This window comes from Brevibacillus sp. YAE8, from assembly GCF_057543335.1.
Map to the genome: position 1 here is coordinate 261,658 of NZ_BAAIYG010000003.1, position 26,513 is coordinate 288,170.

Annotated in this window: 25 protein-coding genes and 2 riboswitches; of the genes, 10 read left to right on the forward strand and 15 right to left on the reverse strand. The window is 55.4% G+C overall.

Features of this window, described 5'->3' with window-relative positions; all coding sequences use genetic code 11:
* Positions 1 to 116 precede the first annotated feature (116 nt).
* Both AC27IT_RS06740 and AC27IT_RS06745 read left to right on the forward strand, forming a co-directional pair.
* The gene (locus tag AC27IT_RS06740) at positions 117 to 1,052 is read left to right on the forward strand and encodes a DUF1385 domain-containing protein (RefSeq protein WP_283859278.1); all 936 of its coding nucleotides are present in this window, start codon (positions 117 to 119) and stop codon (positions 1,050 to 1,052) included.
* 35 nt (positions 1,053 to 1,087) lie between these two features.
* The gene (locus AC27IT_RS06745; RefSeq protein WP_025843717.1) at positions 1,088 to 1,441 is read left to right on the forward strand and encodes a hypothetical protein; all 354 of its coding nucleotides are present in this window, start codon (positions 1,088 to 1,090) and stop codon (positions 1,439 to 1,441) included.
* Between the two features lie 49 nt (positions 1,442 to 1,490).
* On the opposite strand, the gene AC27IT_RS06750 is transcribed toward AC27IT_RS06745, so the two are convergent.
* From AC27IT_RS06750 to AC27IT_RS06760, 3 genes are all read right to left on the reverse strand, one after another.
* On the reverse strand, positions 1,491 to 2,420 hold the full coding sequence (locus tag AC27IT_RS06750) for a patatin-like phospholipase family protein (RefSeq protein ID WP_283859135.1): 930 nt from the start codon (positions 2,418 to 2,420) through the stop codon (positions 1,491 to 1,493).
* A 175-nt stretch (positions 2,421 to 2,595) separates the two neighbouring features.
* The gene (gene mntR, locus AC27IT_RS06755; protein WP_005827231.1) at positions 2,596 to 3,024 is read right to left on the reverse strand and encodes a transcriptional regulator MntR; all 429 of its coding nucleotides are present in this window, start codon (positions 3,022 to 3,024) and stop codon (positions 2,596 to 2,598) included.
* Positions 3,025 to 3,120: 96 nt separating this feature from the next.
* The gene (locus AC27IT_RS06760; protein WP_005827230.1) at positions 3,121 to 3,684 is read right to left on the reverse strand and encodes an NADPH-dependent FMN reductase; all 564 of its coding nucleotides are present in this window, start codon (positions 3,682 to 3,684) and stop codon (positions 3,121 to 3,123) included.
* A gap of 160 nt (positions 3,685 to 3,844) precedes the next feature.
* On the opposite strand from AC27IT_RS06760, the gene AC27IT_RS06765 reads away from it, so the two are divergent.
* On the forward strand, positions 3,845 to 4,855 hold the full coding sequence (locus AC27IT_RS06765) for a hypothetical protein (RefSeq protein WP_007785317.1): 1,011 nt from the start codon (positions 3,845 to 3,847) through the stop codon (positions 4,853 to 4,855).
* On the opposite strand, the gene AC27IT_RS06770 is transcribed toward AC27IT_RS06765, so the two are convergent.
* A complete protein-coding gene (locus AC27IT_RS06770; protein ID WP_260507450.1) occupies positions 4,846 to 6,507 on the reverse strand; it encodes a PAS domain-containing sensor histidine kinase in 1,662 nt (553 codons plus the stop codon). The two genes, AC27IT_RS06765 and AC27IT_RS06770, sit on opposite strands and share 10 nt — an antisense overlap.
* Positions 6,508 to 6,897: 390 nt before the next feature.
* The gene (locus tag AC27IT_RS06775; protein ID WP_487091690.1) at positions 6,898 to 8,238 is read right to left on the reverse strand and encodes a M28 family peptidase; all 1,341 of its coding nucleotides are present in this window, start codon (positions 8,236 to 8,238) and stop codon (positions 6,898 to 6,900) included.
* A gap of 356 nt (positions 8,239 to 8,594) precedes the next feature.
* Here AC27IT_RS06775 and dat point away from each other — a divergent pair, with 356 nt between their 5' ends.
* The gene (gene dat / locus AC27IT_RS06780) at positions 8,595 to 9,446 is read left to right on the forward strand and encodes a D-amino-acid transaminase (RefSeq protein ID WP_487091691.1); all 852 of its coding nucleotides are present in this window, start codon (positions 8,595 to 8,597) and stop codon (positions 9,444 to 9,446) included.
* Between the two features lie 82 nt (positions 9,447 to 9,528).
* On the opposite strand, the gene AC27IT_RS06785 is transcribed toward dat, so the two are convergent.
* The 5 genes from AC27IT_RS06785 to gcvT form a co-directional block, all read right to left on the reverse strand.
* Positions 9,529 to 10,359 (reverse strand): lipoate--protein ligase family protein, encoded by an 831-nt coding sequence (locus tag AC27IT_RS06785; protein ID WP_005827220.1) that lies wholly within the window; start codon positions 10,357 to 10,359, stop codon positions 9,529 to 9,531.
* 76 nt (positions 10,360 to 10,435) lie between these two features.
* A complete protein-coding gene (locus tag AC27IT_RS06790; protein WP_005827218.1) occupies positions 10,436 to 11,509 on the reverse strand; it encodes an undecaprenyldiphospho-muramoylpentapeptide beta-N-acetylglucosaminyltransferase in 1,074 nt (357 codons plus the stop codon).
* 106 nt (positions 11,510 to 11,615) lie between these two features.
* The gene (gcvPB, locus tag AC27IT_RS06795; RefSeq protein WP_005827216.1) at positions 11,616 to 13,088 is read right to left on the reverse strand and encodes an aminomethyl-transferring glycine dehydrogenase subunit GcvPB; all 1,473 of its coding nucleotides are present in this window, start codon (positions 13,086 to 13,088) and stop codon (positions 11,616 to 11,618) included.
* A complete protein-coding gene (gene gcvPA, locus AC27IT_RS06800; protein WP_005827214.1) occupies positions 13,081 to 14,433 on the reverse strand; it encodes an aminomethyl-transferring glycine dehydrogenase subunit GcvPA in 1,353 nt (450 codons plus the stop codon). Before gcvPA ends, gcvPB begins: the two co-directional genes overlap by 8 nt.
* Before the next feature lie 43 nt (positions 14,434 to 14,476).
* Positions 14,477 to 15,580 (reverse strand): glycine cleavage system aminomethyltransferase GcvT, encoded by a 1,104-nt coding sequence (gene gcvT, locus AC27IT_RS06805; protein ID WP_487091692.1) that lies wholly within the window; start codon positions 15,578 to 15,580, stop codon positions 14,477 to 14,479.
* 91 nt (positions 15,581 to 15,671) lie between these two features.
* Positions 15,672 to 15,788, reverse strand: a riboswitch (glycine riboswitch).
* Positions 15,789 to 15,885: riboswitch (glycine riboswitch) on the reverse strand.
* Between the two features lie 220 nt (positions 15,886 to 16,105).
* On the opposite strand from gcvT, the gene AC27IT_RS06810 reads away from it, so the two are divergent.
* From AC27IT_RS06810 to AC27IT_RS06820, 3 genes are all read left to right on the forward strand, one after another.
* Positions 16,106 to 17,806, forward strand: coding sequence for a DEAD/DEAH box helicase (locus tag AC27IT_RS06810; protein ID WP_005827210.1), 1,701 nt, complete (start codon positions 16,106 to 16,108; stop codon positions 17,804 to 17,806).
* A 36-nt stretch (positions 17,807 to 17,842) separates the two neighbouring features.
* Positions 17,843 to 18,964 (forward strand): YqhG family protein, encoded by a 1,122-nt coding sequence (locus tag AC27IT_RS06815; protein ID WP_197187709.1) that lies wholly within the window; start codon positions 17,843 to 17,845, stop codon positions 18,962 to 18,964.
* Positions 18,965 to 19,068: 104 nt separating this feature from the next.
* Positions 19,069 to 19,917, forward strand: a complete 849-nt coding sequence (locus tag AC27IT_RS06820) for a hypothetical protein (protein ID WP_487091693.1) — start codon at positions 19,069 to 19,071, stop codon at positions 19,915 to 19,917.
* 113 nt (positions 19,918 to 20,030) lie between these two features.
* Here AC27IT_RS06820 and AC27IT_RS06825 read toward each other — a convergent pair whose 3' ends face one another.
* The 5 genes from AC27IT_RS06825 to AC27IT_RS06845 form a co-directional block, all read right to left on the reverse strand.
* Complete coding sequence (locus AC27IT_RS06825; protein ID WP_005827202.1) at positions 20,031 to 20,285, reverse strand: YkuS family protein; 255 nt, start codon at positions 20,283 to 20,285, stop codon at positions 20,031 to 20,033.
* A 36-nt stretch (positions 20,286 to 20,321) separates the two neighbouring features.
* Positions 20,322 to 20,483, reverse strand: coding sequence for a YqzE family protein (locus AC27IT_RS06830; RefSeq protein ID WP_005827201.1), 162 nt, complete (start codon positions 20,481 to 20,483; stop codon positions 20,322 to 20,324).
* 67 nt (positions 20,484 to 20,550) lie between these two features.
* The gene (locus AC27IT_RS06835) at positions 20,551 to 21,072 is read right to left on the reverse strand and encodes a shikimate kinase (protein WP_005827198.1); all 522 of its coding nucleotides are present in this window, start codon (positions 21,070 to 21,072) and stop codon (positions 20,551 to 20,553) included.
* Positions 21,069 to 22,937 carry a stalk domain-containing protein gene (locus AC27IT_RS06840; RefSeq protein ID WP_025843704.1) on the reverse strand — a complete coding sequence of 623 codons (1,869 nt, stop codon included), beginning with the start codon at positions 22,935 to 22,937 and terminating at the stop codon, positions 21,069 to 21,071. The genes AC27IT_RS06835 and AC27IT_RS06840 overlap by 4 nt, the downstream gene beginning before the upstream one ends.
* A 181-nt stretch (positions 22,938 to 23,118) precedes the next feature.
* Positions 23,119 to 24,081 carry a helix-turn-helix transcriptional regulator gene (locus AC27IT_RS06845; protein WP_005827190.1) on the reverse strand — a complete coding sequence of 321 codons (963 nt, stop codon included), beginning with the start codon at positions 24,079 to 24,081 and terminating at the stop codon, positions 23,119 to 23,121.
* A 146-nt stretch (positions 24,082 to 24,227) separates the two neighbouring features.
* Between AC27IT_RS06845 and modA the strand changes: the two genes are divergently transcribed.
* Genes modA through AC27IT_RS06860 form a run of 3 tightly spaced genes read left to right on the forward strand, consistent with a single transcriptional unit; the run spans position 24,228 to position 26,466 of the window.
* On the forward strand, positions 24,228 to 25,040 hold the full coding sequence (gene modA, locus AC27IT_RS06850) for a molybdate ABC transporter substrate-binding protein (RefSeq protein ID WP_025843703.1): 813 nt from the start codon (positions 24,228 to 24,230) through the stop codon (positions 25,038 to 25,040).
* Positions 25,041 to 25,062: 22 nt separating this feature from the next.
* Positions 25,063 to 25,746 (forward strand): molybdate ABC transporter permease subunit, encoded by a 684-nt coding sequence (gene modB, locus AC27IT_RS06855; RefSeq protein ID WP_005827184.1) that lies wholly within the window; start codon positions 25,063 to 25,065, stop codon positions 25,744 to 25,746.
* A 15-nt stretch (positions 25,747 to 25,761) separates the two neighbouring features.
* Complete coding sequence (locus AC27IT_RS06860; RefSeq protein ID WP_005827182.1) at positions 25,762 to 26,466, forward strand: sulfate/molybdate ABC transporter ATP-binding protein; 705 nt, start codon at positions 25,762 to 25,764, stop codon at positions 26,464 to 26,466.
* Positions 26,467 to 26,513 lie beyond the last annotated feature (47 nt).

Here is a 26,513-nt window from a genome sequence, read left to right on the forward strand (position 1 = left end):
GTATGTGCTGTTCCCATGTTTTTCACTAACTGTTTACATTTCTTGGCGATGCTTGAACTCCTTGTAGCTTCAAGGCCCGCTTTCCGTTAAAATGGAGGGTAAGGAAGGTGATTGTGTTGGCTCAGCAAAAAGTACCCAGCTACGGCGGTCAGGCCGTCATCGAAGGTGTGATGTTCGGCGGCAAAAAGATGACCGTAACGGCTGTTCGCAAAAAAAATCATGAGATTGAGTATTTTGAAGCCCCGCGCACGGAATATAAATGGATTACTCCGCTGAAAAAAATTCCGTTCATTCGCGGCCTGGTCGGCCTGATCGAAGCCAGCGCCAACGGGGCCAAACATCTGAACTTCGCCTCTGAACGCTACAACATGGAATCCGGAGAAGAAGTGAGCGAGGGCCCTTCGAAACTGACGATGATTCTGGGGGTCGCCCTTGTCGGTGTGCTCTCCTTCCTGTTCGGTAAATTCGTCTTTACACTCGTTCCCGTTTTTCTCGCCGATTTTCTTTTGGGCAGATGGGTGCCGGATGGAGTTCCGCAAACGTTGGCAGAAGGCGGCTTCAAAATTTTGCTGCTGCTCGGCTACATCACAGCTATTGCGCAAGCCCCGCTCATCAAGCGGCTCTTTCAATATCACGGAGCGGAGCATAAAGTGATTAACGCCTTCGAAGCCGGGGTAGAATTAACAGTAGCGAATGTGCAAAAATTTTCCACCTTGCATTACCGTTGCGGTAGCAGTTTTCTCATTTTCACCGTGTTCGTCGGTGTCGTGATCTACTCGCTGTTCAGCTACGACTCCCTGACTGAGCGGGTCGTGCAGCGCATCGTCCTCTTGCCGCTCGTCATCGGGGTTTCCTACGAAGTCCTGCAGTGGACAAACAAGCTCCGCGACACGCCTGTTTTGCGCTACCTTGGCTATCCGGGGCTGTGGCTGCAAAAAATTACGACACGTGAACCGGATGACAGTCAGGTCGAAGTAGCCATCGCTTCTTTCCAGAAGATGCGGGAGCTGGATCTTCAGCAGGTTCAGGGGAAAATGGCTACGACCGGATAACGTGAGGCATTCTTATTCCCATTGAGGTGAGGCCTATGTTACGTCGCATTCCACCCGTGATTTTGATTATTGTGCTGCTCGCCATTTACGGATTTTTGTTGACCTTCATCCGTGACCCGATCAATACGCTGATTATTCTTGGCTTGTCAGCGGCTCTGTTTTTGATCGTCCGCAACTATTTGCGCACGGGCTCCTTTTTTCCGAAAAGCGCAGGACCTGGCAAGCCGAAGCAACAAAAGGCAAAAGCAAAACCTCCGGTGATGCGACAAGCGCACAAAAAGCAATCGACGGCCTCCAGAAAAGAGCATCCGTTCCGCGTGATCGACGGCAACAAAGGAAAATCGAAAGAAAAACAGGACGAGAAATCGCAAAACAACATTTCTCACTGAAAGCAAAAACAGGTTGCCAAAGCGGCGACCTGTTTTTTGTGCCCGTTTGCTAGACCAGGTGTTTCGGGGACGAAAAGCGAAAGACTTTGACGTATTCTTCGAAATCCCAGCGCTGCAAAAACTGCTGGGCTGCCGCTTCTCCCGATGCGTACAGGCGCTCGCGCATCTCTTTGGACAACTGAAATTGCGTGGTCCGCACGCCGAGCGTATGAATGAACACCGTCCGGACCGCGTGCGCTTTGTCGACGTACAGCCTGTCGTGGGCATCGAGCATCGTCGCCAACAATCCGCGGGAAAAGGAAAACAAGCCGGTGATCTTTTTCTGCTCCCGTTTGTCCTGGTCGTCCGAGAGCCGGAACCCGATCGTCGGCCACTGCGGGATCCCCGGCACGTCGAACAGCCAGACCGGATAGTTGCTCAGCAGCGCTCCGTCCACGATATAGTGCGTGTCGTTGCCGCTTTTCAACTGGGCCGGCTGAAAGAAAAACGGAATCGAGGAAGACATGCGCACCGCTTTGGCAACCGAAAAGCTGTCCGGATCAATGCCGTAGCGCGGAAGATCGTCAGGCAGCACCGCCATTTTCTGCGCAGTGACATCGGAAGCGACGATTTTCAGCTTTCCAGGCGGCAAATCGCCAAAGGTGCGCACTCCTTTTCGCAGCAGCAACTCTTCAATGAACAGCTCGATTCGGTCGGCGCGAAACACCCCTTCCCGCACGATCAGCTCGTAAATCGGCCCGATGAGCGGAAGCCTGCCGATCCCCGCCCGATGCAAAAAGTGAAGGTAATCCAGCTCGTCAAAAATCGGCTTCAGCTCCTGGCTGTTGTACCCTGCGCTGAGCAGGGCGGCCACGATCGAGCCTGCCGACGTGCCGGCCAGCTTCTCCCACGCATATCCGTTTTCCTCCATGACTCGCAAGGCGCCGATAAAAGCGATCCCTTTTACGCCTCCGCCTTCAAAAACCGCGTCCGCTTTCAACCTGTCGCCCCCTTCCCCAAAAACGCTCTACTACCAAATATAGGGCGACAGCTCATCCGTTAGGATTAGAAAACAGAGTTCGCTTTCGTTTTTTTGTGCAAACTCGGTCCTGCCCGCGTCCGTTTTTCAGGCAAAAGAAAAGCGCAAGCCTGATTCGCTTGCGCATTGTAGATGCCTATTCTTCTTTTTGCTCCTCTTCCAGCCGAATCCGGCGAAGCTCCTCCATCCGGTTCGGGTCAGCCTGAAAGTATTGCACAAGATATTCCAGACAAGTAATGGATTCCCAGCTCAAGTGGTGTTCGATCCCTTCGACATCCTGGTAAATGTGCTCTTCGTCAACGCCAATGACCCGCATGAACTCTTCGAGCAGGCTGTGGCGATCCACCAGACGCTTCCCGATCTTTTTCCCTTTGGGCGTCAACACGAGGCCACGGTATTTTTCATACACGAGATATTTGTCTTTATCCAGCTTTTGAACCATTTTCGTGACCGAAGAGGGATGTACTTCCAACGCTTCAGCAATATCGGAGACACGAGCATAGCCCTTTTCTTCAATTAAGCTGTAAATACGTTCCAAATAGTCTTCCATACTCGGCGTCGGCATGTGAACCCCTCATTTCAAACCATATTTCTTCCGTCCAAAAAAGGCACGTAGAAATATAATACCTTTAAATGAGAACGATTAGCAAGAGAAACCTGCCTATTGTAATTGTTTTTCTGCTTTCTGGTTCATCAAATTGACAAATTCAACCAATTGCTGGCCAAGCGTCTCCATCCGCGCCTGCAAGCGCTCGTCTTTCAGCTTGCCTTCCGGCGTGAAGGCGTTGTACGCGCTCGGAATGCTCGGGCTGGCTGGCAGCGGCCATGCGTGCAGATTGCGCATAATCAGTTGCAGCGTGTTGACGGTGTTGGTAGCGCCCATGCTTCCTCCGGCGACGCCAACCAACGCTACCTGCTTATCGCGCAGATGGCGGCCTTCCAAAAAGTCGAGCGCATTTTTCAATGCCCCAGTCATCGTCCCGTGATACTCAGGCGAACCGATCACGAGGCCATCCGCTTCGGAAATTTTTTGCACGAAGCGATGGACTACTTCCGGATATGTCGACGCGTCTTCCCGATCGTCGTAAATCGGCAGCTTCCAGTCTGCCAGGTGAATCATTTCAATATCAGCACCTGCAGCCTTCGCTGCATCGAGTACAATCGCTACCGCTTGCTTCGTCGTGGAGCTCTTGTTCATGCTTCCTGCGATTCCTACAATTTTCATTCTGAAGTCACCTCATGAACTCTGCTTTTACTGGTATGTTTTTCATTATAATCCATATCGTCATACTTTGTAAATGAAAAAGTCTGTTTAATATTCCCTGTTCTGAACAAGCCTTGCCTGGACATACACATGTAGCAAGTTGGGAATAAGGATGATGCCTATGGACAAAGTCGCTTGGCAAATCGCCATTCTTTTTGCCGGGTCCGCACTCGGAGGACACTATCTGGGCGGTTATGAGTGGCTCCGTTTCTTCACCTATTTCGGCTCCTGGGGGACAATCGGCATCGTGCTCGCTAGTCTTGGGATCGGGTGGCTCAGCCTGCAACTGTTGGGCTTTTGCCACCGCCATCATATCCGCTCGCTCTATGAGCTTTACCTGCGCCTGTTCGGCGAAGCGTTTGCTTCCAGCCTGTCGGTCATCACGCATCTGTTCCTGCTTGGGTATGTCGGCGTCATGCTCGGCCAGCAGTCCGCATCTCTCATTGCAGGGCTGTCTCCGATCTGGGTCCTCTTATTGTCCCTCATCGTCACGATCAGCTTTCTGTTCAAGCGCTGGCAATGGATTTTCACTGGGACGGGAATATGCCTCGTGGCCGGGCTGTTGTTTTTCGGCTTGCTTTTTTTGCGGCAGCCGCATGTCCCGATTCCGAATCTCGGCTATCAAATGAATGGAAACTGGCTCATTCACGCCGTTTTTTTCCTGGCTCTGCACTTTTTGCTTACGCTCGCTGTACTGCTGCCCTTCGCGGGACGGGCAAGCCAGCCCCAATCGCTTCGGCTCGGGCTTGGCGTCGGTACGGTTGCCGTCTCTCTGTTTTGGCTGCTCGGTCAAGCTGTTTTGCTCTCCCACTGGCATGATATTCACGCCTCGCTCTTGCCGGTAAAGCTGATTTCCGTACAGCTTCTGTCCGGCGGCGAACTTGTTTTCGCGCTGCTCGCGCTGATTCAGGGAGGGGTGCTGTCAGCCTTGTTGCTCTATTCGCTCGCCCACCCTGTCACAGAGCGCCACCAGTTGCAAATGGCGCCGCTGCTCTTGGTCATGCTGCTTGCGGTCAGCCTGTTTGCCGTCCTGTCGATCGTTCTTCCGTGGAGCGTCTCTGTCGTGGCGAGCGGAGCCACCTACTGCGGCTTGTTTTTGATCGTCTGGTTCGTCTGGAAGCGTCAGACCTGACTTGCGCTTTTCACGCATACCGGCAGCACGATGCTGACCGTCGTTCCTTTTTGCCGCTCGCTTTCAATTTGCAGGCTTCCGCCATGGTCCTCCAAAATCCGCTGGCTGACCATCAGGCCGAGGCCCGTTCCGTTTTCCTTCGTCGTGTAAAAAGGCTCGCCCAGACGCGGGATGCGCTCGGGATCAATTCCGCAGCCGTTGTCCCTGATGCTGATCTGAATGTGCTCCGCGCTCACCTGCTGGCCCTTCACGTAAATCTCGCCTCCGTCGGGGAGCGCCTCCATCGCATTTTTGCATAGATTGAGCAGCACTTGCTTGATCTGATTTTCCTCACACGAAATAAGCGGCAATTGCTCGTCAATCGAAGCGTGCATCTGGATGTTTTTCAAATTGGCCTGGCTTTCCAGAAGCGAGAGCACATTGCGAATCAGCTCGGACAAATCTTTTGGCTGAAAACGCACCGCTTGCGGCTTGGCCAAAACCAACAGCTCGCTGACAATCAGATTGATCCGGTCCAGCTCAGAGAGCATGATCTGGCAGTAGTTGCGCTGCGCGCCTCCCACCGAAGCGTCGAGCAACTGGATAAATCCGCGCAGCGACGTCAGCGGATTGCGGATCTCGTGCGCAATGCCTGCCGCCAACTGGCCGATGGCAGACAGCTTGTCTGATTGGCGCAGCATCTCTTTTGTCTTCGTGATCTCAGACACATCGCGCGAGACGATCAGCATGCTGTCGCCCACTCCGTCACTGTTGCCCACAGGTTTGAAGCGCGACTCCACATTGACCCAATGCCCCTGGCTGTGCTTCAGCCGATAAAAGGTCGTCGCTTCCTCTTCCTTGCGCCAGCACTGTTTGAAAAGCTCGGTGACTCTCTTCTGGTCTTCCGGATGAATAATCATATGTATGACGGCAGGACCCATTCTGGTCATTTCCTCGCACGAATACCCCAAAAACGTCGCGTGCGCATTGGACACATACGCGACGCTTCCGTCCCGCTTTACCAAATAGATCATTTCGCTCATGTTTTCCGTAATCAGGCGAAAATGGGCCTGGCTCTCCTGCAACTCCTGTTCGATCTGTTTTCGCTGGGTAATGTCCCGGGAGCAGCAAATGATCCCTGTTACTCGTCCCTGCTTGTCCAAAACAGGGCCGTACGACAGCGAGACATGCATGAGCGAGCCGTTCTGGTGCCGACGGACTGTTTCATAGCCGACAATCGCCTTTCCCCGCAAAACTTCCGCATGGTACTGCTCCATCTCCGCGCGATATTCTTCGGGCACACACGGAATCGTTTTGCCGAGCAGGTCAGACGTACTGTAGCCGAACTGTTCCACGGACGCCTGGTTCACGTGAATGAATTTTCCGTCCAGATCCAGAATCGAGACTGCATCCGGAGTCTGCTGCAAAAATGCATCAAGTAGCTCCTTGGCTTTATCCAGCTCTCTTCTCAGCCGCGCCAGCTCTTCCTGTTCCCGCGTGTGCTGCCCTCCTTCCCTCGCCTGTTTGTACATGCGGTAGCACGGAATCGTCAGCAGCAGCGCGTACAGTAAGTTCAGCGAAAAGAAAGACCACAAATCAATTCTCTCGGGATAGTGGCGCAGCAACAGTACGCTGACTGGAATCCAGCCGATGATGAGTGTTAACGAAAGCATAAAACTACTTGAGCCTATTGGTATCATCACAACCTCCGCTGTTCTTTGCTGAGTAGTATGGACTGTCGTAACTAGCATGGATTGGATTGAATATAATTTTCAGAAATATGTAAAAACAACAATATAGACTGGACGAACTTTTTTAGGATTCTTAAAAATTATAAACTTTTTTCCAATGTGTGGCTATTCCTTGTCATTCGACATATTACGACAAAACGCAGGCAAAACCCCAACAAAACACTCCTTCATGGCTAAAGTTCGCGGTGCGGCCAGAAATCAGGGCACATCCCCTTGTGTTCGCTTGCTCTTCAGCAAAAAAAGCGCCCTCCCGAGGACGCTCCACCTCTTCATTTCCCGCACTTGTTCCATCGCTCAACACGCAGCAGCGCACTACTGAAAATCTTCCTCCGGCTCGCCCTGTCCGGTCGTCTGTCCTGACCGGATCGGATAGGCCGGAGTCGCCGTGTCCGTTATGTTTCCGACCGCGGAAAAAATCATTTGCGCCGCTTCGGCGAGCTGCTCTTTTTCTATAGTGGCGGGCACATCTCCCGCTCTGTCTGCCTCACCCGCCGCTTTTTGCCGCGTGACGAGCACAGCGGGAATGCCTGCCACGGTCAACGGCGCAAGCTCCCTTTGCTGCTCTGCACGCGCGACTTCCAGCGCAGACTGCTGTGCTCCCGCTTCCGCCAGCAAGCCAGTCGCCAGAACGGCTTCCCGGCGCCCGGCGAAGGCCGTTACGTCTCCGCTCCGCCCCACCGCATCGACGTAGTAGGCGGCGACGATTTTTTGCCTGTCCTGCTCGGTCAGCGATTCGCTGAAGGCCCGCTGCCCGCGCTGGCCCGCTGTCACGGCGCCAAAGCTGACCAGTTGCACCTCGGTATCGAGCTGGCTCTCGGACAGCTTGCGGGCGACCTCAAGCATGACTGCCACGCCGGAGGCATTGTCATTAGCCCCTGGCGACGAAGCGGCTGAATCGTGGTGGGCGAGGATGAGCACGCGCTGGCCTGTTGCCGCCTCTGTCGGCTTTTTCGTCGCGATGATGTTGTAGGCAGTATGCCGCCTTGTCACGCCGCCCTCGACCTTCACAGTGGCTCTCAGCGGCTGTTTCAGCGCCCGCTGCCGGAGCAGTTGCCCTTCCTCCCGCGACAGGCCGATGACCGGAACTGACATGTCCAGCGGCTCGCCCAGCGACGCCCGCCATTCCCCCTCGCGATCGTTCCAGACGATAACCGCTACGGCTCCGGCGGCAGCGGCCTGTCTGACCTTTTCTCCAAACGGAATTTCCCCGCACTTGACCATTGCAATTTTCCCCCTCGCCGCGCCGCTGGCAAAATCAGCGGCCCGGCCATAGCCCGCATCGACCAACTCTGCCGTCTGCGCGCCGTTTTGTCCAAACGTCAATGGCAGCGCCGCCCAACTCCGCTCCCAGCCTTCGATCGCCAGAGACAGGCTCGCGGGCTTTTGGTACGTATGATAATAAAAAGGCTGCAAGGCAGTCTCATAACCGTATGAGCGCAAGGCATTCTCCACATATACCCCTGCGGCAAATTCCGTCTCGGTCGCGGCTGGTCTCGCTGTTTTCGCCAGGCGCTCCACATGGCTGTACAACAGCTCGGCATCCATCCCTGTGCGCGCCTGATTCGCATATGCCTGCGGCAGCGCGAAAGACAGCGGCAACAGGCTTCCCCAAACAAGCAGTGCTCCTAGTGCGTAATGACCGGCGGATCGCATGGCATTCTCCCTTCTTCCTGATGCGGTTTGCCTTTATTATGGGCCGCCCTGCCAAACAGCGTCTAGTCAGAATAGTTAGTCAAATACCAGCACGCGCCGTCAGCGGCGGACAGCTTTCGTTTTCCTTCTGCCCAAATCGGCTCGCAGGCACATCTGGTCTTCGCCGAACGCGTCGATTTGTCGAGACGGCGGCGCCTATATGAAAACTTAATAGAGTAGCGCTTCTCCCCGCTAAATAATTGATAGCGGATTTTCCGTTTTCAAATTGACCCTGCGCGGTGCGATTTGCTACTGTTGTATCAAAATCATAAAACCGTTGGAAAAAAGCGGATGGAACCACTAGAGGAGGACTCACCATGCTATATGTCGATGGCAAATGGGTTGAAGAGGGGCAAGCGGCCGTTCAACCGGAAGATCGCGGTTACAACTTTGGGGACGGCATTTACGAAGTCGTACGAATCTACAAAGGGCGCCTGTATCAGTGGGACGCGCATCTGACGCGGCTGTTCCGCAGCGCCCGTGAGATCAAGCTTGCGCTGCCGTGGAGCGCTGAAGAGCTGACCCAGTTGGCCAAAGAACTGCTTTTGAAAAACAACATCACCGAGCAGGACGATGCGACTCTCTACTTGCAAATCTCTCGCGGCGCAGCTCCGCGCATTCACGATATCCCGAGCGGCATCAAGCCTGTCATCATGGCTTTTGTCCGCCCCAAAGCCCGACCTGTAGAGGACTTGAAAAAAGGCTGGACAGCCCAACTCGTCGAAGACATCCGCTGGCTGCGCTGTGACATCAAGACGCTGAACCTGCTGGGAGCCGTACTGGTCAAGCAGTACGCGAAGGACGCCGGAGCGCAAGATTCGATTTTGCACCGCAACGGCATCATTACAGAGTGCAGCTCGGCCAATCTGTTTGCGGTAAAAAACGGCGAGCTGTACACGCATCCGGCTGACCACTTGATCCTGCACGGCATTACCCGCCAGGTCGTCCTTGATCTGGCGAAGGCAAACGGCATCGTCGCCCACGAGACGGTTTTTGACATCGCCTTCCTGAAGCAAGCCGACGAGCTGTTCCTCACCAGCACGACAGCGGAAATCATGCCGCTTGTATCCGTCGATGGTGAGGACGTTGGCAACGGACAGCCCGGTCCTGTCACAGCGAGGCTGCAAGCTTTGTTTGAACAGCACATTCACGACAGCGTGCTCGTCTAATTCGATTGATTCCATAAAGAAAGCTCTCCTGACTGGCAGTACGCCCAGGAGAGCTTTTCGCGTATGTTCGCCAACAAACAGCCTAGCGGCGCAAATTCCACTCATCCGTCGCATAGCGCGTCCGGGCGAGCTCCTCCGCCAATGCCAGTTCCTCGTCTGTCAACGCGGACGGCACCAGCTCCACTTCCAGTCCGGTGGCGAAGCCTTTGGAAAACGCTTCAATCGCTTCCTGCAAGCTCACAGGCCGCGGGCTTACCTCGTTGATCGTCACCGCTTTTTGGCGGAAGCTGTCCATCATCCGCTGCTTGACGCGGTCCGACGGGAAGTGCAGCAGCGAGAACAGCAATTCGACGTCCATGTCGAGCAAAATGGAGCCGTGCTGGAGGATGACGCCCTTTTGGCGCGTCTGCGCGCTGCCTGCGACCTTTTTCCCTTCCACGACCAGCTCATACCACGATGGCGAATCGAAGCAAGCGGACGAGCCTGGAGAGGTGTACTTTTCTTTTTCCTCCTCGCTCGCAAGCGACACCATCTCTGCTGCCAGGCCGAGGTTTTGAAAGCCGTGCAAAAGGCCGAGACTGATGATTTTGTACGCCTCGGTGACGCCGGACGGCATCCGCGGATGCTCCTCCGACACGATCACGCTGTAGGTCAGCTCCTGATCGTGCAAAACGGCACGTCCTCCTGTCGCGCGGCGGACAAAGCCCAGCCCGCGCTTTTGCACTTCCTCCAGATTGATTTCCTTGATCGCCTTTTGAAAATAGCCAATCGACAAAGTAGCCGGGTCCCACGTGTAAAAGCGAACGGTCGGGGGCACCTTGCCCTCGCTGTGCAACTGCAAAATCGCCTCGTCCACAGCCATGTTCATCGCCGGAGACATCGCTTCCGTCACGATATAGCGCCACTGTTCCATCGTATGTACCTCCCTAATCACAACACCTTCATTTTACGCTTCTCCCCATAGGGCGGCAAGGCTTGGATCGGCTGCATCAACGAGCCGTCTCCTCGATGATCGCCATGACCTGCGCCAGCGCGTCCTGCTGCTTTTCGCTTGCGGCGCGCAGCTTCTCCGTAATCGCCGGACGCTTTTGCTGCAAACGGTCCAGCGCCCGGATCAGGCTGTCTGCGCTCAACGCTTCCTCTTCGAGCACCTCGCAAAAGCCTTGCTGCTCAAAAGAGCGGGCGTTCAATATCTGGTCTCCCCTGCTCGCCGCCCGCGACAACGGCACGAGAAGCATCGGCTTTTGCAGTTGCAAAAACTCGTAAATCGCATTGGAGCCTGCGCGCGAGACGACGAGGTCGGTCATCGCCAACAGGTCAGGCAGCTCGTCCTGGACGTACTCGAATTGCCGATAGCCGTCCCGCTTCAGGCTGTTGTCCAACTGATTTTTGCCGCAAATGTGCACGACAGAAAAACGCTTGGTCAACGCGTCGAGCGTGCCGCGAACGGCTTCGTTCAACCGCCTCGCCCCCAGGCTGCCGCCCATGACGAGCAGCACCGGTTTGTCCGGGGAAAAGCCGCACAGCGCAAGCCCCGCTTCCTTCCGGCCTGTTTTCAGCTCGTCGCGAACGATCGCCCCTACATGTGTCCCTTTGCCCTTGGGCAAATGCTGGAGCGTATCGGGAAACGTCGCGCACACTTTAGCGGCAAAAGGCAGCGACAGCCTGTTGGCGAGTCCCGGCGTCAGATCGGACTCGTGCAGGACGACAGGCAGCCGATTCAGCCAGGCGCCAAAGACGACGGGCACGGAGACGAATCCTCCTTTGGAAAAGACGACAGCCGGCTTCCAGGCTGCGAGAAAGCGGTAAGCTTGCCAGGCGCCTTTGCCTACGCGCAGCGGGTCGGTGAAGTTTTTCCAGTCGAAATAACGGCGCAGCTTGCCTGTCGCAATGCCGATGTAGCGCACGCCGTCGAGCCTGCTGACCAGCTCCCGCTCGATCCCTGTCGTCGAGCCGATGTAGGCGACCTCCCAGCCTTGCTGCAAAAAACGCGGGATGAGCGCGAGGTTGACGGTGACGTGCCCCGCGGAGCCGCCGCCTGTAAATACGATCCTTTTGTTCATCATTGGTTCTCTCTCCCCGAAATGTCGGATCAATCCCATCTGTTCATGATAGCATCATTCGGAAAGAAAAACCGCCCTGTAAAAAGGCGGCTTTTCCAAAAGAGAGCTATTGTGCTTGCGGCTGGTAGCGCAGAATCGGCTTGCGCGCCGCTGTCGCTTCGTCCAGACGTTTGACCACGGTTGTATGCGGCGCTTCCTGTACAAGCTCAGGCGTTTCCTCGCACTCGCGGGCAATTTGCAGCATAACGTCGATGAACTCGTCGAGCGTTTCTTTCGTTTCGGTTTCGGTTGGCTCAATCATCAGGCACTCGTCGACAATCAGCGGGAAGTAGATAGTTGGCGGGTGATAACCGAAGTCGAGCAAGCGTTTGGCGATGTCGAGCGTGCGTACGCCCAGCTTTTTCTGGATCACGCCAGACAAAACAAACTCATGCTTGCAGACGCGGTCATACGGCAGATGGTAAGCCGTAGCCAGACGGCGCATCATGTAGTTCGCGCTGAGCACCGCATTTTGCGACACTTGCAGCAAGCCTTCCGGACCCATGGTGCGGATGTAGCTGTGAGCGCGCACGAGGATGCCGAAGTTTCCGTTGTAGCCTTTTACGCGGCCGATGGAAGCCGGACGGTTGCTGTCCCAGTAGAAGCTGCCGTCTTCTTTTTTCGCCACGATCGGCGTTGGCAAAAACGGTTCGAGAATCTTTTTCACGCCGACAGGGCCAGCACCTGGTCCGCCGCCGCCGTGAGGGCCTGTAAACGTTTTGTGCAAGTTGAGATGCACCACGTCGAAGCCCATGTCGCCTGGACGGGCAATGCCGAGGATCGCATTCGCGTTCGCTCCATCGTAATACAAGAGGCCGCCTGCTTCGTGGACGATTTTCGCCATTTCCACGATGTCTTCCTCGAACAGACCGAGCGTGTTCGGGTTGGTCAGCATGAGTGCCGCTGTATCAGGGCCTACGGCATCGCGCAGCGCCTGAATATCGACCAGGCCGCGCTCGTCAGAGGCAATCGTGACGGTGTCCAGTCCTGCTACCGCTGCAGAAGCCGGGTTCGTACCGTGCGCGGAGTTTGGCACGATGACTTTTGTGCGGTGGCCTTCGCCGCGGCTCTCGTGGTACGCGCGGATCATCATCAGACCTGTCCACTCGCCTGCTGCCCCCGCAGCCGGTTGCAGCGTAACTGCGTCCATCCCGGTGATTTCAGCCAGCTCTTCTTGCAGGTTGTACAAAAGCTCCAGTGCGCCTTGTACGGTTTCTTCCGGCTGGTACGGGTGCGTCTGCGCGAAGCCTGGGTAGCGGGCAACGTCTTCGTTGATTTTCGGGTTGTATTTCATCGTGCAAGAACCGAGCGGGTAGAAGCCGTTGTCTACCCCGTGGTTGCGACGGGACAATTCGGTGTAGTGACGAACCAACTGCAGCTCGGATACTTCCGGCAGTTCAGCAGGAGTCTCGCGGATGAGGTGCTTCGGCAGCAGGCTTGCCACCTCTACCTCTGGTACATCCAATGCCGGCAGATTGTAGCCCACACGGCCCGGTTTGCTCATTTCAAAAATCAGTGCTTTTTCCTGGTCGTTACGCACGTGTGATCGCCTCCAATTCAGCCGCCAATGTGTCGATTTCTTCCTTGGTCCGCAGCTCGGTTACCGCAAGCAGCGTATGGCCCGCGTATTCCGGGTAATCCAGTCCCAGATCGTAGCCGCCGATGATGCCAGCGTCAAGCAGCTTTTTGTTTACTTCTGCCACCGGCTTGGACAGTTTGACTACGAATTCGTTGAAGAATGGAGCGGCAAAGACCACTTCCAGACCTTTTGCCTGCAGCGCTTGCTTGGCGTAATGCGCTTTTTGCAAGTTCATCATCGCCATTTCCTGTACGCCCTGTTTTCCGAGCGCAGTCAGGGTGATCGCAGCCGCCAGTGCCAACAGAGCCTGGTTGGAGCAAATGTTCGAAGTCGCTTTTTCACGACGGATATGCTGTTCACGAGCTTGCAGCGTCAGTACGAAACCGCGCTTGCCGTTCTCGTCTTTGGTTTGCCCGACGATCCGGCCTGGCATTTTGCGCATCAGCTTGGTAGTCGTTGCGAAATATCCGCAGTGTGGTCCGCCAAACGATGCCGGAATGCCGAACGGTTGCATATCGCCCACCACGATGTCAGCGCCCAGTTTGCCTGGCGCTTCCAATACGCCCAGCGCAAGCGGGTTGGAAGAAACGATGAACAGAGCGCCTTTGCCATGAGCAATCGGCTCGACCGCTGCCAAGTCTTCCACGTTTCCGAAGAAGTTAGGATATTGCACGATAACGGCCGCTGTGTTTTCGTCAATCAGCGCTTCCAGAGCTTGTGTGTCGGTTACGCCGTCGTTGTTGATGCCGACTTCAACCAGCTCTACGCCTTGACCGTACGCGTATGTTTTCAGAACGCCGCGCGCTTCCGGGTGCACAGCACGGGAAACGATGACGCGCTTTTTGCCAGTGTGACCAGCCGCCATCATCGCCGCTTCTGCCAAGGAAGTCGCTCCGTCGTACATGGAGGAGTTCGCTACTTCCATTCCGGTCAGTTCACACACCATAGTCTGGAATTCAAAAATGGCTTGCAGCTCGCCCTGGCTGATTTCAGGCTGGTAAGGCGTATAGGCGGTAAAAAATTCTCCGCGCAGCAACATGTGGTTGACTGTGCTTGGCGCATAGTGCTGGTAAACGCCAGCACCCAAAAAGTTGACGTGCGTGCTGAAGTTCACGTTTTGATTAGCCAGACGCGTGAAGTATTTCACCAGATCAGGCTCGGACAGAGCTTCCGGAATGTTCAGCGCCCCTTTGAAGCGCACTTCTTCCGGGATGTCTGCAAACAGTTCTTCTACACTGGAAATGCCGAGAGTTTCAAGCATTTCGCGCTTGTCCTGATCGGTTTGGGGCAGGTAGCGGTATTTCACGAACGTTGTCCTCCTCAAAATAGGATGTATAGTGGGCGATTGCTTAGTTTTTCGGACGTTTATAAAACGGAGCGGCGACAACCTCTGCTTTGAGGCGTTTTCCGCGAATTTCCACTTCCAGTTGGGTGCCAAGCGCCGCATGTTCGCTTTTCACGAGCGCCAATCCGACGTTTTTCTTCAAGGTAGGGGACTGCGTGCCTGTCGTCACTTCGCCCACCAGCTCTTCGCCGACGTAGACCGGATAGTGCGTGCGCGGAATGCCGCGGTCGATCATCTCGATGCCGACGAGCTTGAGCGGCGCGCCGTTTTCTTTTTGCGCCTTGAGCACCTCTTGGCCGATGAACGGCACTTCTTTGTCCACCTTCACCGCGAAGCCGATGCCTGCTTCAATCGGCGTGATGTCCTTGCTCAGCTCCTGGCCGTACAGCGGCAGCTTCGCTTCGAAGCGCAGCGTGTCGCGCGCGCCAAGTCCGCAAGGCAGAAGCCCGTCTTCCTTGCCCGCTTCAAGCAACGCGTCCCACAGTTCAGCGGCACGCTCTGCAGGCAGGTAAATTTCAAAGCCGTCCTCGCCTGTATAGCCTGTGCGGGATACCAGAGCGGAAATGCCAGCGACCTCTACGTCGCGCTCGAAACGGAAGAAGCCGATTTTCGACAGGTCTGTGGCGGTCAGCTTTTGCAAAATCGACTCGGCCAAAGGCCCTTGAATGGCGATTTGCGCCGTTTGCGGCGAAATGTTTTCAATCGTGACACCCGGAATCAGGTGCTCTTCCAGCCATGCATAGTCTTTGTCAATGTTTCCTGCGTTGATGACAAGCAGGTAATGGTCGTCCGCGTATTTGTAAACGAGCAGATCGTCGACCGTACCGCCGTCCGGGTAGCAGAGCACGCTGTACTGCGCTTGCCCGACAGCCAGCTTGGACACGTCGTTGGTGGTGACGCGCTGCAAGTATTCGAGCGCACTCTCGCCTTTTACGTCTACTTCTCCCATGTGGGATACATCAAACAGACCTGCTTTCGTCCGAACGGCCTCGTGCTCCTGGCCAATGCTGGAAAACTGTACAGGCAGCTCCCAGCCGCCGAAGTCGATTGTCTTGGCGCCGTATTTTGCGTAGGAATCAAACAGTGGCGTTCTTTTCAGATTGGACATGTGTGGCACCTCCCAAAAACTGTTAGTCGGCATTTCTCCCCATGAAAAAACAGAGGCGAAAAAACGGGTACACCAAAAGAACGGTGCCCATTTCTCCTCCTCTGTCCTTGGTACCTGAGAGTTACCTTGCCAATCAAGCGCGGCGGGGATCACCGCGCTTGCAAGTTTCCCCTTTGGTGGCTCCGATTTCGAGCTCTCTCCAGAGTTGCGTCCAGTAGAGGTTCTTTTGCCTGAGAGATTCACCGTTCCCGGCTTGCTCCTTCGGCGCTGCAGTGGTTCGCGCAGTCTCTCCCTGCTACTATCATTCGCGTTGGTTAGATGGTCATACATAAGTTTTTGCTATGATTTCCATACTAATGAATGAACTTCCTCTATATCCTACCATGAGAGTCCGCCGTTGAAAATATGCAAATTAACAGTCAGATCAAGAAATACTTAACAAAATGATGAACACGATCATAAATGTTAAGTTTTTTGATAAAGCGCATGAAAGTTATGGCAGAGCTGTGTAAAGGAGTAACGTATATGCCGAATATTCCTGTTTCATTTGACACGAGCTGGATATCCCCGCTGACGGAGCGAATGCACGAAGACGGCCCCTGGGACAAGTGGGAGCTGTTCAAGCTGGCGCTGGAAGCGGAAGAGGCCATGGCTGTTCGCGAGTTCGATCAGTTGCAATGCCTGAAATACTTGCCGCTGCTCTCCCCGTTTCCCCACCAGTTGCAAACGGCGGAGCGAGTGCTCAACGACATGCGCGGACGCGCGATCCTCGCCGACGAGGTCGGACTGGGCAAGACGATCGAAGCCGGGCTGATTATGAAGGAGTACATGGTCAGGGGCCTGGCGAAAAAAATTCTCGTGCTCGTCCCCGCCTCCCTCGTCATCCAATGGACGAAGGAGTTGCAGCAAAAATTCGGGATTCCCGCCGTGGCGCAAAAAAAGGAGTACATGTGGCGGCAGCATGAAGTCGTCGTCGCCTCCATCGACACGGCGAAACGAGATCCGCACCGCCGCCACGTCCTCGACATCGACTACGACATGCTGATTATCGACGAGGCGCACAAGCTGAAAAACAAGCGGACGCGAAACTATCAGTTCGTGAAGGAAATTCGCAAAAAATATTGCCTGCTGCTCACGGCTACGCCGATCCAGAACGAAATGGACGAGCTGTACAACCTGATTAATTTGTTGAAGCCGGGGCACCTCGGCCACTCCACGTCGTTTTCCTCCAATTACGTCGAAGGAAAGCGACAGTCGAAAAACAGCGACAAATTGCGCGAAGAAATTGAAAAGGTGATGATTCGCAACAAGCGAAGCGACGGCGGCATCCAGTTCACCAGTCGCCGCGTCCAGTCGATTCCGATTGAGCTGTCGCAGGAAGAGATGGAGCTGTACGAGGGCGTCACCCGCTTTGTGCGCGACCAGTACCAGACAGGAGCTGGCCTGTTCAACTCGCTCGCCTTGATTACGTTGCAGCGCGAGGTTTGCTCCAGCAAGGAAGCCTCGTTCATGACACTGTACAACATGCACCAGCGCACCAGCGAAGACTCCCCCCTGCGCGGCCGAATTTTGGAGCTGGTGGAGATGATTAAGCGGATCGAGACGCATTCCAAGGCGGCCAAAACGGTCGAGCTGATCCAGGAGATCAACGACAAAGTCATCATTTTCACCGAGTACCGGGCGACGCAAAACTACCTGCAAAAATATTTGCATGACCACGGCATTACTTCTGTGCCGTTTCGCGGCGGCTTCAAGCGCAGCAAAAAAGACTGGATGACCGATTTGTTTCAAAACCGCGCGCAAGTACTGATCGCCACAGAGGCTGGCGGGGAAGGGATCAACCTGCAGTTTTGCAACCAGGTCATCAACTACGACATGCCGTGGAACCCGATGCGCGTCGAGCAGCGGATCGGCCGTGTCCACCGTCTCGGCCAGAAGCGGGACGTGCACATTTACAATTTGTCCACCGTCGGCACGATTGAGGAGCACATTTTGAAGCTGCTGTACGAAAAAATCGACCTGTTCGAGATGGTCATCGGCGAGCTGGACGACATCGTGGAGCGGCTGAATCTCAACTCGTCGCTGGAAGAAAATTTGACGCAGATCATCATGGATTCCAAATCGGCCCGCGAAATGGCGTTGAAGCTCGACAACATGGGCCACGCCATCCGCGCCAGCAGACAACAGCACGCATCCCCTGCCCTGTCGGAAGCGGCAGAGCAGTAGCAGAAAAAACGCACACAAGAAAAGAGGTTTCTCCTGATGCAAGCCAACCAGGTCAGGCAATTTGTAGAGCGCTACCTCGCGACTTTTTCCGCGCACATCGTCGAAGCCCACCCGGATTACTTGACGGTCAAGCTTCCGGTCGAGGTCGACAAGGATATCGGCAACCGCCCGTTTTACTGGAGCTGGGTCGACAAAATGAACCTGGCCTACCAGCCGCTCGTGCTCACCTTTGCGTTTCACCCGGACCGGATGCCGGACGGGCTGCGGGCCGAGCATCTGCATCTGGGCGCTGCGCGCATGCAGCAAATTTTTGCCTCGGCGAAAAAGCACGGGCGCTTTTTATGCATGTACGAGCAAAATACCGCTTCCTTGCCAAGCACCGGCAAGCGTCGCTCCACGCCGCTCGTTCCCTGGCTCGGGCTCAACCTGAAAGTATCGCTCATCTGCGACAAGCGGCGCGACATCATGCTCTATCTCGGGATCAACCTGCATCAGCCGCGCCTCGTGCACGACTTTTCCTCGTTTTTGTTTCAGTTGACGCTTGCGCCCGCGATCCCGGACTACTTTTACACGCTCGACCGGAAGCTGTCTGTGGAAGACGCGCTGGAGCTGGCCCGGCAGGAGGTCGATGCGGTCATCGCGCAGGAAGACCAGGAGTGGGCCGTAGAGGCGCGGGCGCGACTGACGGAGGAGCTGGACATCCTCGCCGCCTACTACGAAGAGCTGGCCCGACGAGAGCCGCCTGCCGAACAGAGCGAGACAGAAGCAGCCGAGGCGGAAGCGGTAGAGTCCCCGGAGCAAAAAGCCTCGATCCCGCTGCCTGCGCGCGACGCCGTCCCCGCCAGGGAGGCTGTTGTCGAAGCTGCGCAGACGCTTGACGAATACCGCTCTTCCGGCGGGCGAATCCTCGACTTTTTACGTGCCAATGGCGTCCAGGTGACGCCGCGCGAGGAAATCAACCAGGAGGAATGGAAAAAAAGCACGCCGGAAGAAGAAAAACAGCGGCGGATGGACGAGCTGCGCTGGCAGTACGAGCCGCGCATCGAGGTTCATTTTATTAACGGCGGACTGTTTTACTTGCACTCTGCTCCGCCTGTCATTAAAGCGCATCCGGCAAAAACGGTGCGCCATCTCCCCGCATCCGGGCGAATCATGTAAAAGATCAGCGAGAAGAAGTGCTGCGGAACTGACAAGTTGCAACAAATCTTTTTGTCATAGCTGGTTACAATAGGAATAAGCTTAGCCTGTACAAAAGGTGGTGCATGTTTGTGACCAGACGATTCCTCCCCCTTCTCGGGGTGCTCTTGTCTTTTGCGTTGCTCGCCTGGCCTGTCCACGCAGAGGAGAGCTGGGACAAAGAGTTTCACGCCCAAATCCAGACGTGGATGAACGAACTCGCCAACCGCGATCCGCAATTCAAGGAGTGGCAAAAAGCCGATACAGAAGTGCAGACGCTCGGCCCGAATCAACATCAGTGGCTGGTCAGCATCAAAAAAGCAGACAGACAGGTAGGGTACCTGGTCGTGGGAGAGGCCGTCGAAGCGCCTGCCCAGGAAAAATTCGTGCTGTTGGAATACGGGGTCGGGGAATACATTTTGTTCGACGATGCCTTTGCCCCGCGGGAAATTGCCGCAGAGCCTGTCTACGACGGATTCGCTTCCCACTGGCTGATCGCCCGCCAGTCGTCGCCGCAACTGGTGAACGCCAAAACAGGCGAAGCGTACCCCGCTTCCTTCGCCGCAAACGAGCCAGTCTTTCGCAGCCTGGCTGCGCAAAATCTGGTACAGACCGGGCAGCGGCTAACAGAGACGCGCATCCTGCAGCGGGCGCAAAGAGATCCGTTCGACCAGATCGGCTGGGTCAGCCAGTTGTACGGGGACAGCGCAATTTCATGGCCGCAGTTGTGGCAGCAGCAAAGCGATGCACCCGTGACGCTGACCGTTCCGCTGTACCACTCCCAGGTGCTCGCCCCGTTCGTCGTCGGCTCGCTTCATTTGTGGAACGATCAAAACGCTTACGTGGGAGTATGGGATGAAGGACTGCGCTTTGTCCCCTACGCTTACGCTGACAAGGTCGGAAAATTTTACGTAGCGGGACAGCCGCAGAGCTGATCCGTCGCTTTTGGCAAAAAAACAAGCTCCCTGCCAGTCGCTGGCGGAGAGCTTGTTTTTGATTGGGCTGCGCATGCTTGTCTAGCGAAGGCGCAGCCTTTGGCTTTTTTCGATCAATGATGATCGGTTGGGGAAAGGCGTTCGTGTACGGCATGAAAAACTTCATTGGCCGTCATTCCCTCTGCATTGATTACCGACGCACCTGTAATCGTCTTGTTCTGATCGCCCAAGACGTTTATATCCTGACCCGTAATCACGATCGCGTCGACCACCTGTTGCCAGTTTCCCAAATCGACGACATCATAGCCGTTATCGCACAGCATTTTGCGAATCTGGGAAAGGGACTTTTCTACCGCTACTCTCGCCATACGCACCGCACCCTCCGTCCGCTTACCAAGGTAGGATTATTTGCGCCACAACAGCCGGATCGACATAGGGATCGCCCCGAACCAGCGTGCCGACCAAGGCTCACGCGGAGCCTTTCGCTGACGCCGTTCATCTTTTGGCGTATCCATGTACTGGACAAACAATTTCGTCAGGTACTTCAAATACTCTTGAAAGGACATCGCACGTGACCTCCTTCGTACTCGCAGATACACGCCGTCTTTTTTCCGGCAATAGCGCTGTCCTTTTTTATTGTTTCCCGTCTTTTGCGCTTTCAACCACCTGCGCCTTAATTTCGTCCACGATCGCCTCCAGGCTTTTTCCGGTCGTATCCACCTGGATCGGGGCAAAATCGTACGCCCCCGCGCGTTCCGCCATCAATGTTTTCACACGTTCTGCCACCCCGCCGGAAAGCAGCGGGCGCGAAGTATCGTTTTCCAGCCGCCTGATTAATTCTTCTTCGCTGGCATAAAGCGCGATCACGGTTCCTTTTGCCAGCATGACCTCGACATTTTGCTTGCGCAGGACAGCCCCTCCGCCTGTCGTCAAAACTTGCGGACCATCGTCCAGAAGCTGTGACAGCAGGCGGGACTCCGCATCGCGAAAATACGTCTCCCCGTGCCGGGCGAACAGCTCCGGGATGGAGCAGCCTTCCTTTTCGATGATCGCGGCATCCAGGTCATGGTGCGCGATTCCCAAAGAATCGGCCAGCGCGACGCCGACCGTCGTCTTTCCGGTTCCCATAAAGCCGACCAGAATCAAGTTTTTCATTTTGTTTCCGCCACCTTTCCACTCGCTTTTCGCGTTTGAATTTTTACGGTTTTCTCGGCTGGATTGTAGTCCGTATCCCATTCGAATACGTCAGCGAAAAACGACAGCGGCACCATCGTGCGCTCCTTGATTTCCGTCAGCGGATGACCGAGGTCGAGCTTTTGCCCATCGCGGATGGCGAAGCGTTCCCGCTCCTTGACGAACACTTCTCGGCCATTGCCTCTTACGCGAATCATCTGCTTTTCCTGATCCCAGCTTATGGCAAGCCCCATTTTTTCCCCCAGCTCGCGCAACGGCAAATACACCGTGCCGCCTGTCGCCCTGGCCGGAATGGACGGATAAAAGCTCATGTTGTTGATGATCGTCGTGATGTACGGCTCCAGTTGCACAGCGCCCAGGCCTTCGCGATTCGGCTTTTTCGTCGCGTACACGAAGTATTTCGCTTCGCCTTGCAGCGTTTGCCCCAGCGCCTGGTCGAGATGCTCGGCCCCGATCACGCTGCCGTGGTAGTTTTGCTGCACGCGGTGCAGAAAACGTTTGTACGCGTCATCGCCAATCTGCTTGCGCAAATGGTCAAACAGCAGCGCCCCTTTCGAATACCACGTCCAATGGAACTCTTCTTCGGTCGCGAACTTTTGCAACGGCTTGTCCAGGCTGCCGTTGGGGTAGCGCTCCTGCAAGCGGCGGGCGTCGCGATTGTACTCATCGAGCAGCGTGGAGGCCGACTGCGCTCCGTACCGGTTTTGCAAGTAATGGTACACGCTCAGCTCCACAAGCCCTTCGTCCAGCCAGCCGTGAGACGCTTCCAGCGTCGCCACGCTGTTGTACCACCACAAATGGGCGATTTCATGCGGCAGCCAGTGGTCGATCAGATTGCGCTGGTACATGTCGCGCTTGAAAATGGCGAGATTGGCGTACTCCATCGCATACGTCGTGCCCGTGCTCGTCTCGGCAATCGCGACGTGCGGATACGGAAGCGGTCCGTACCAGTCGTTGTACGTAGGAAACACCGACTCCGCAATCGTCTTGATCCGCTGGATGTTGCCTTTGTCCACGGACGCAATATCGACAGACAGGTTCGGCCCCATCTGGATCGTCTCCACATGATACAGCGGGCTGCCGACCAAGGCGAAATTGAGCAGCTTTTTGCCCTCGTAGCGGATTAGCTGCTTGCTGCCCTCGACTGCCTTTGTACTGCCCCGGCCCCACGAGCTGACCCAGTTGTAGCCTTTCGGGGAGACGAAGGAGACGTCGTAGTCGGCGTAATGGTAGACGAACGGATCGCCAAAATCTACCCGTTGCGGCGGATCGTACCATTTTCCTTGCTGGTTTTGCGCGCCCAGCATCGGATACCACGTCGTCAGCGTCCAGATGTCGTCCTTGACGCCAAAGCGCGTCCCTCTGCGCGGCACCGGATTTTCAAACTCGATCGCGAGCGTCCCGCGCATTTCCGCTCCCAGCGGGTTTGCCAGCTTGACCGTGGACAGGCCGCGTTCAAAGGCAAGCGGCTTGTCTTTGTAGCGGATCGACTTGACCGTCATTTTGTTCCACAAATAATCGTAGACGTACAGACGCAGGTCTGCCGTCTGCGGATTGTCAAATTCGACCGTCATTTTCCCCGTAATTTTGGCCTCAGACGTATGTAATTCGGCTTGAATCTTGTAGACGGGATGCAAATCCTTCACGTAGGAAGGCAGCGGCGGATCGTATGAAAACGGATCGGCTCCGGTTTGTTCCGCGCCTGTCGCCTGGCTTGTCTCCAACCATTTGGAAATCGCTGGCCAATAGCTGATGATGCCGATAGAGCCAAACATGACCAGAATCGTTACACATACCAATAAACTCGTTTTTTGCAAAGTCTTCATGACAGCCCCCAAAAAATCGCTCGGCTGCAAGCGTTCATTTTTGTTCCATTGTAGCAAATAAAAAACAGAGTGAGTAGAAATTCAGGAGATTCTGTAGAGAAATCGCCATTTTTGTCGATCTGTTTTGCCGCAAATGAAAAAGCCGCCTCCCTGTCAGCAGCTTGGGCGAACGGCGAATTTCCTACCATGTTTCGTATATGATTTTTCCTGTCTGGCTCAGATCGTAGCCGCCGACTGCCTCCATCTCCTTTTGGAAAGCGGCAGAACGCAGAATGTCGAGGACGGCAGCAAGCAAGGCTTCGTTTTCTTTTGTTTTGAGCATAACGAGATCGTACCTTTCCTTCACCATCGGCACGAACTCCACCCCGACCAGACGCGCTGCCTTTTCGATCCCGACGCCTACGTCCGCTTCCTTGCGGGCGACGACTCCCGCCACCGCGAGATGGCTCGTCTCTTCGTGCTCGTAGCCGTTCACGTCGCGCCCTGCGATTTTCGCCAGCCGGAACTGTTCCTCAATCAGCGTCCGCGCCCCCGAGCCTTTTTCGCGATTGACCATCCGCACTCCCGGCTTGGTCAGGTCGGTCCAGGACAAAATATGTTTGGGATTGCCCTCCTGCACGTAAAAGCCGGCCCAGCGCGCCAGCATGTTGACGACGAGAAAGCGATGCCCGGTCAGGATGCGGCGAACGTATGGCACGTTGTACTCCATCGTCTCTCCATCGAACAAGTGGGTGCTGACGATATCGGCTTTGCCCGTGTACATGGCAACCAGGCTGTTCAGCGAGCCGGCGTAGGAGCGAAGCGGCCGCAGCGACAGCTCGCGCTTTTCCAGATGGCTCGCGAGCAAGTCCAGGCTGACATCCTGCCCGCTAATAATGACGTGGCGCGTCCCTGTCGATTGCGCCTGCTCTATTGTCTGTTGGGCTTGTCCCTGCAGCGGGGCGGAATATGCCGCCTGCGCCGGGCGATAGCCGCCTTTTGCCCGCGCCTTGTACGCCTCCAGGTCGCTTTTGTCTACGCGCATCTGCCTGCCGACACGGTAAGCGGGCAGCTCGCCTTTTTTAATCAGATCGTACACGGTCAACTTCGAGATGCGCAAAAGCTTTGCGATTTCTTCCGTTGTATAAGAATTTTCGTCAGTCATATTTGGCCTCCGTTCCGTTCTTTCCTTTCATTTTCTTTCCATTCTCCTAAATTCGCAATTGATTATTCGCAAGAAGCTACTATAATTCATTTATATCCAGTTATAATTAGTTATAACTAGACATAACAAATGGAGGTCAATTTCCAATGAAAAAGCAATGGCTCGCTCTATGCGCAGCATTCACCCTGATGCTCGGCGCATGCTCGACTTCACAACCCGCTCCGCAGGCGACTGAACCTGCCAAAACAGAAAATGCGCAGCAACAAGCGCCACAAGCGGAGCTGATGGTTTCCGCAGCGGCAAGCTTGACGGATGCCTTAAACGAACTGAAAACTTCTTTTGAGGCCGAAAACCCTGGCACGACACTCACCTTCAACTTCGGCAGCTCGGGAAAACTGGCTACCCAGATTGCCCAGGGCGCTCCTTCTGACGTCTTCCTGTCTGCCAGCCAAAAAGACATGGACGGGCTGGATGAAAAACAACTGATCGTAAAAGATACGCGTCAGGACTTTACCGGCAACGCGCTCGTGCTCGTGGCAGGCAAAGACAGCACGCTTGCCATCAGTTCTTTTGAAGAACTGAACAAGCCGGAAATCAAGCACATCGCAGTCGGCGAGCCGGAAACCGTTCCAGCAGGCCGCTATGCAAAAGAGTCGCTGGAAACGCTGAAACTGTGGGAGTCCTTGTCTGGCCGCATGGTATTCGGCAGTGACGTTCGCCAAGTGCTGACCTTCGTAGAGTCAGGCAACGCCGAAGTCGGAATCGTCTATTCCAGCGACGCGGCGATCTCCAAAGATGTGAAGGTGCTCGCGACAGCCAAACCGGAATGGCACAAGCCGATTGTGTACCCAGGAGCGGTCGTCAGCGCTTCCCAGCATCAAGATGCAGCAAAAGCTTTCCTTGCCTACTTGACAAGCGACAAAGGAAAGGCGATCTTACAGAAGTACGGATTCCAATAAGAAAACGGAGGTGGCGAGCGTTATGGAAACCAATTTGACACCGTTGATGCTCTCATTAAAGGTGGCTGCGCTATCCACCTCCTTTGTTTTTGTGCTCGGCATGCTCGGCGCGCGCTGGATGACGCAGAAGGAGTTTTGGGGCAAAAACGTGCTGGAGTCGTTTTTTTTGCTCCCGCTCGTCCTGCCGCCGACGGTCGTCGGCTTCGGCCTGCTATTGCTGTTCGGAAAAAATGGAGTTTTGGGCCAACTGCTGTTCCAATGGTTCGGCATCCAGGTCGTCTTCACGCTGACAGGCGCAGTGATCGCTTCTGTCGTCGTTTCGTTTCCGCTGATGTACCAGAGTGCGGTCGCGGCGTTTACCGGAGTGGATCGCCGCCTGGAAAATGCCGCGCGGACGATGGGGGCTTCCGAATGGCGGGTGTTCTGGACGGTCGCTTTCCCGCTCGCCTGGCCGGGGTTGTTGGCAGGACTTGTCCTGTCGTTTGCCCGCGGCCTGGGCGAGTTTGGCGCCACGCTGATGCTTGCCGGCTACATACCAGGAAAAACGGATACCATCCCGGTCGCCATCTACTTTGCTGTAGAGGCCGGGCAAATGGAAAAAGCGCTGTTTTGGGTCGTCATCATCGTATCGCTCGGCATGGGCACCACGCTTTGGCTCAACTGGTGGAGCCGCCGCAATGTGCGAAGGTACGCCAATCAAAAGTAAGGCAGGGGAACCTACATGCTTTCGGTAACGATTCAAAAGCGTTTGCCTGATTTTTTGCTCGACGTCTCCTTTTCCACGGAACAGGAGATCGTCGTCCTCTTCGGTCCATCCGGCTCAGGGAAAACCACGATCTTGAACAGTATTGCCGGACTCGTGCATCCTGATGAGGGCGAAATCGCGCTGAATGGTCGGACTTTTTACAGGCAAGGGCAAAAACCGCTCCCCGTGCAAAAGCGCAAGGTCGGCTATTTATTTCAGGACTACGCGCTGTTCCCGCACATGACGGTCGCCCAAAACATCCGCTACGGCTTGAAGACGGGCCATGAGCTGCATCTGGAGCCGCTCTTGTCTACGGTCGGGATCGATCATCTGCTGGAAAAGTACCCGCATCAGCTCTCCGGCGGGCAAAAGCAGCGGGTCGCGCTCGTCCGGGCGCTGGCCACCGAGCCGGATATTTTGCTTCTGGACGAACCGCTCTCCGCGCTGGACGCGGACACGCGCAGGCAATGCCAGGATGAGCTGCTCCGGCTCCATGCCATGTGGCACATCCCGTTTCTGCTCGTCACCCACGACCGGGAAGAAGCGGAAAAGCTGGGAGACACGATCCTGCTTTTGGAAAACGGAAAAATCGTCGAGCAAACGAAGCAAAACGGCCAAGACCGTTTTCCTCTCTTGTCGGGGGACAAACACGCTGACCGCATGCGGTCGCAGCCGCTTTGATGAAAAAAGCCAACGGCAACGTCCTCTTCCTGACCGGATTTGGCGTT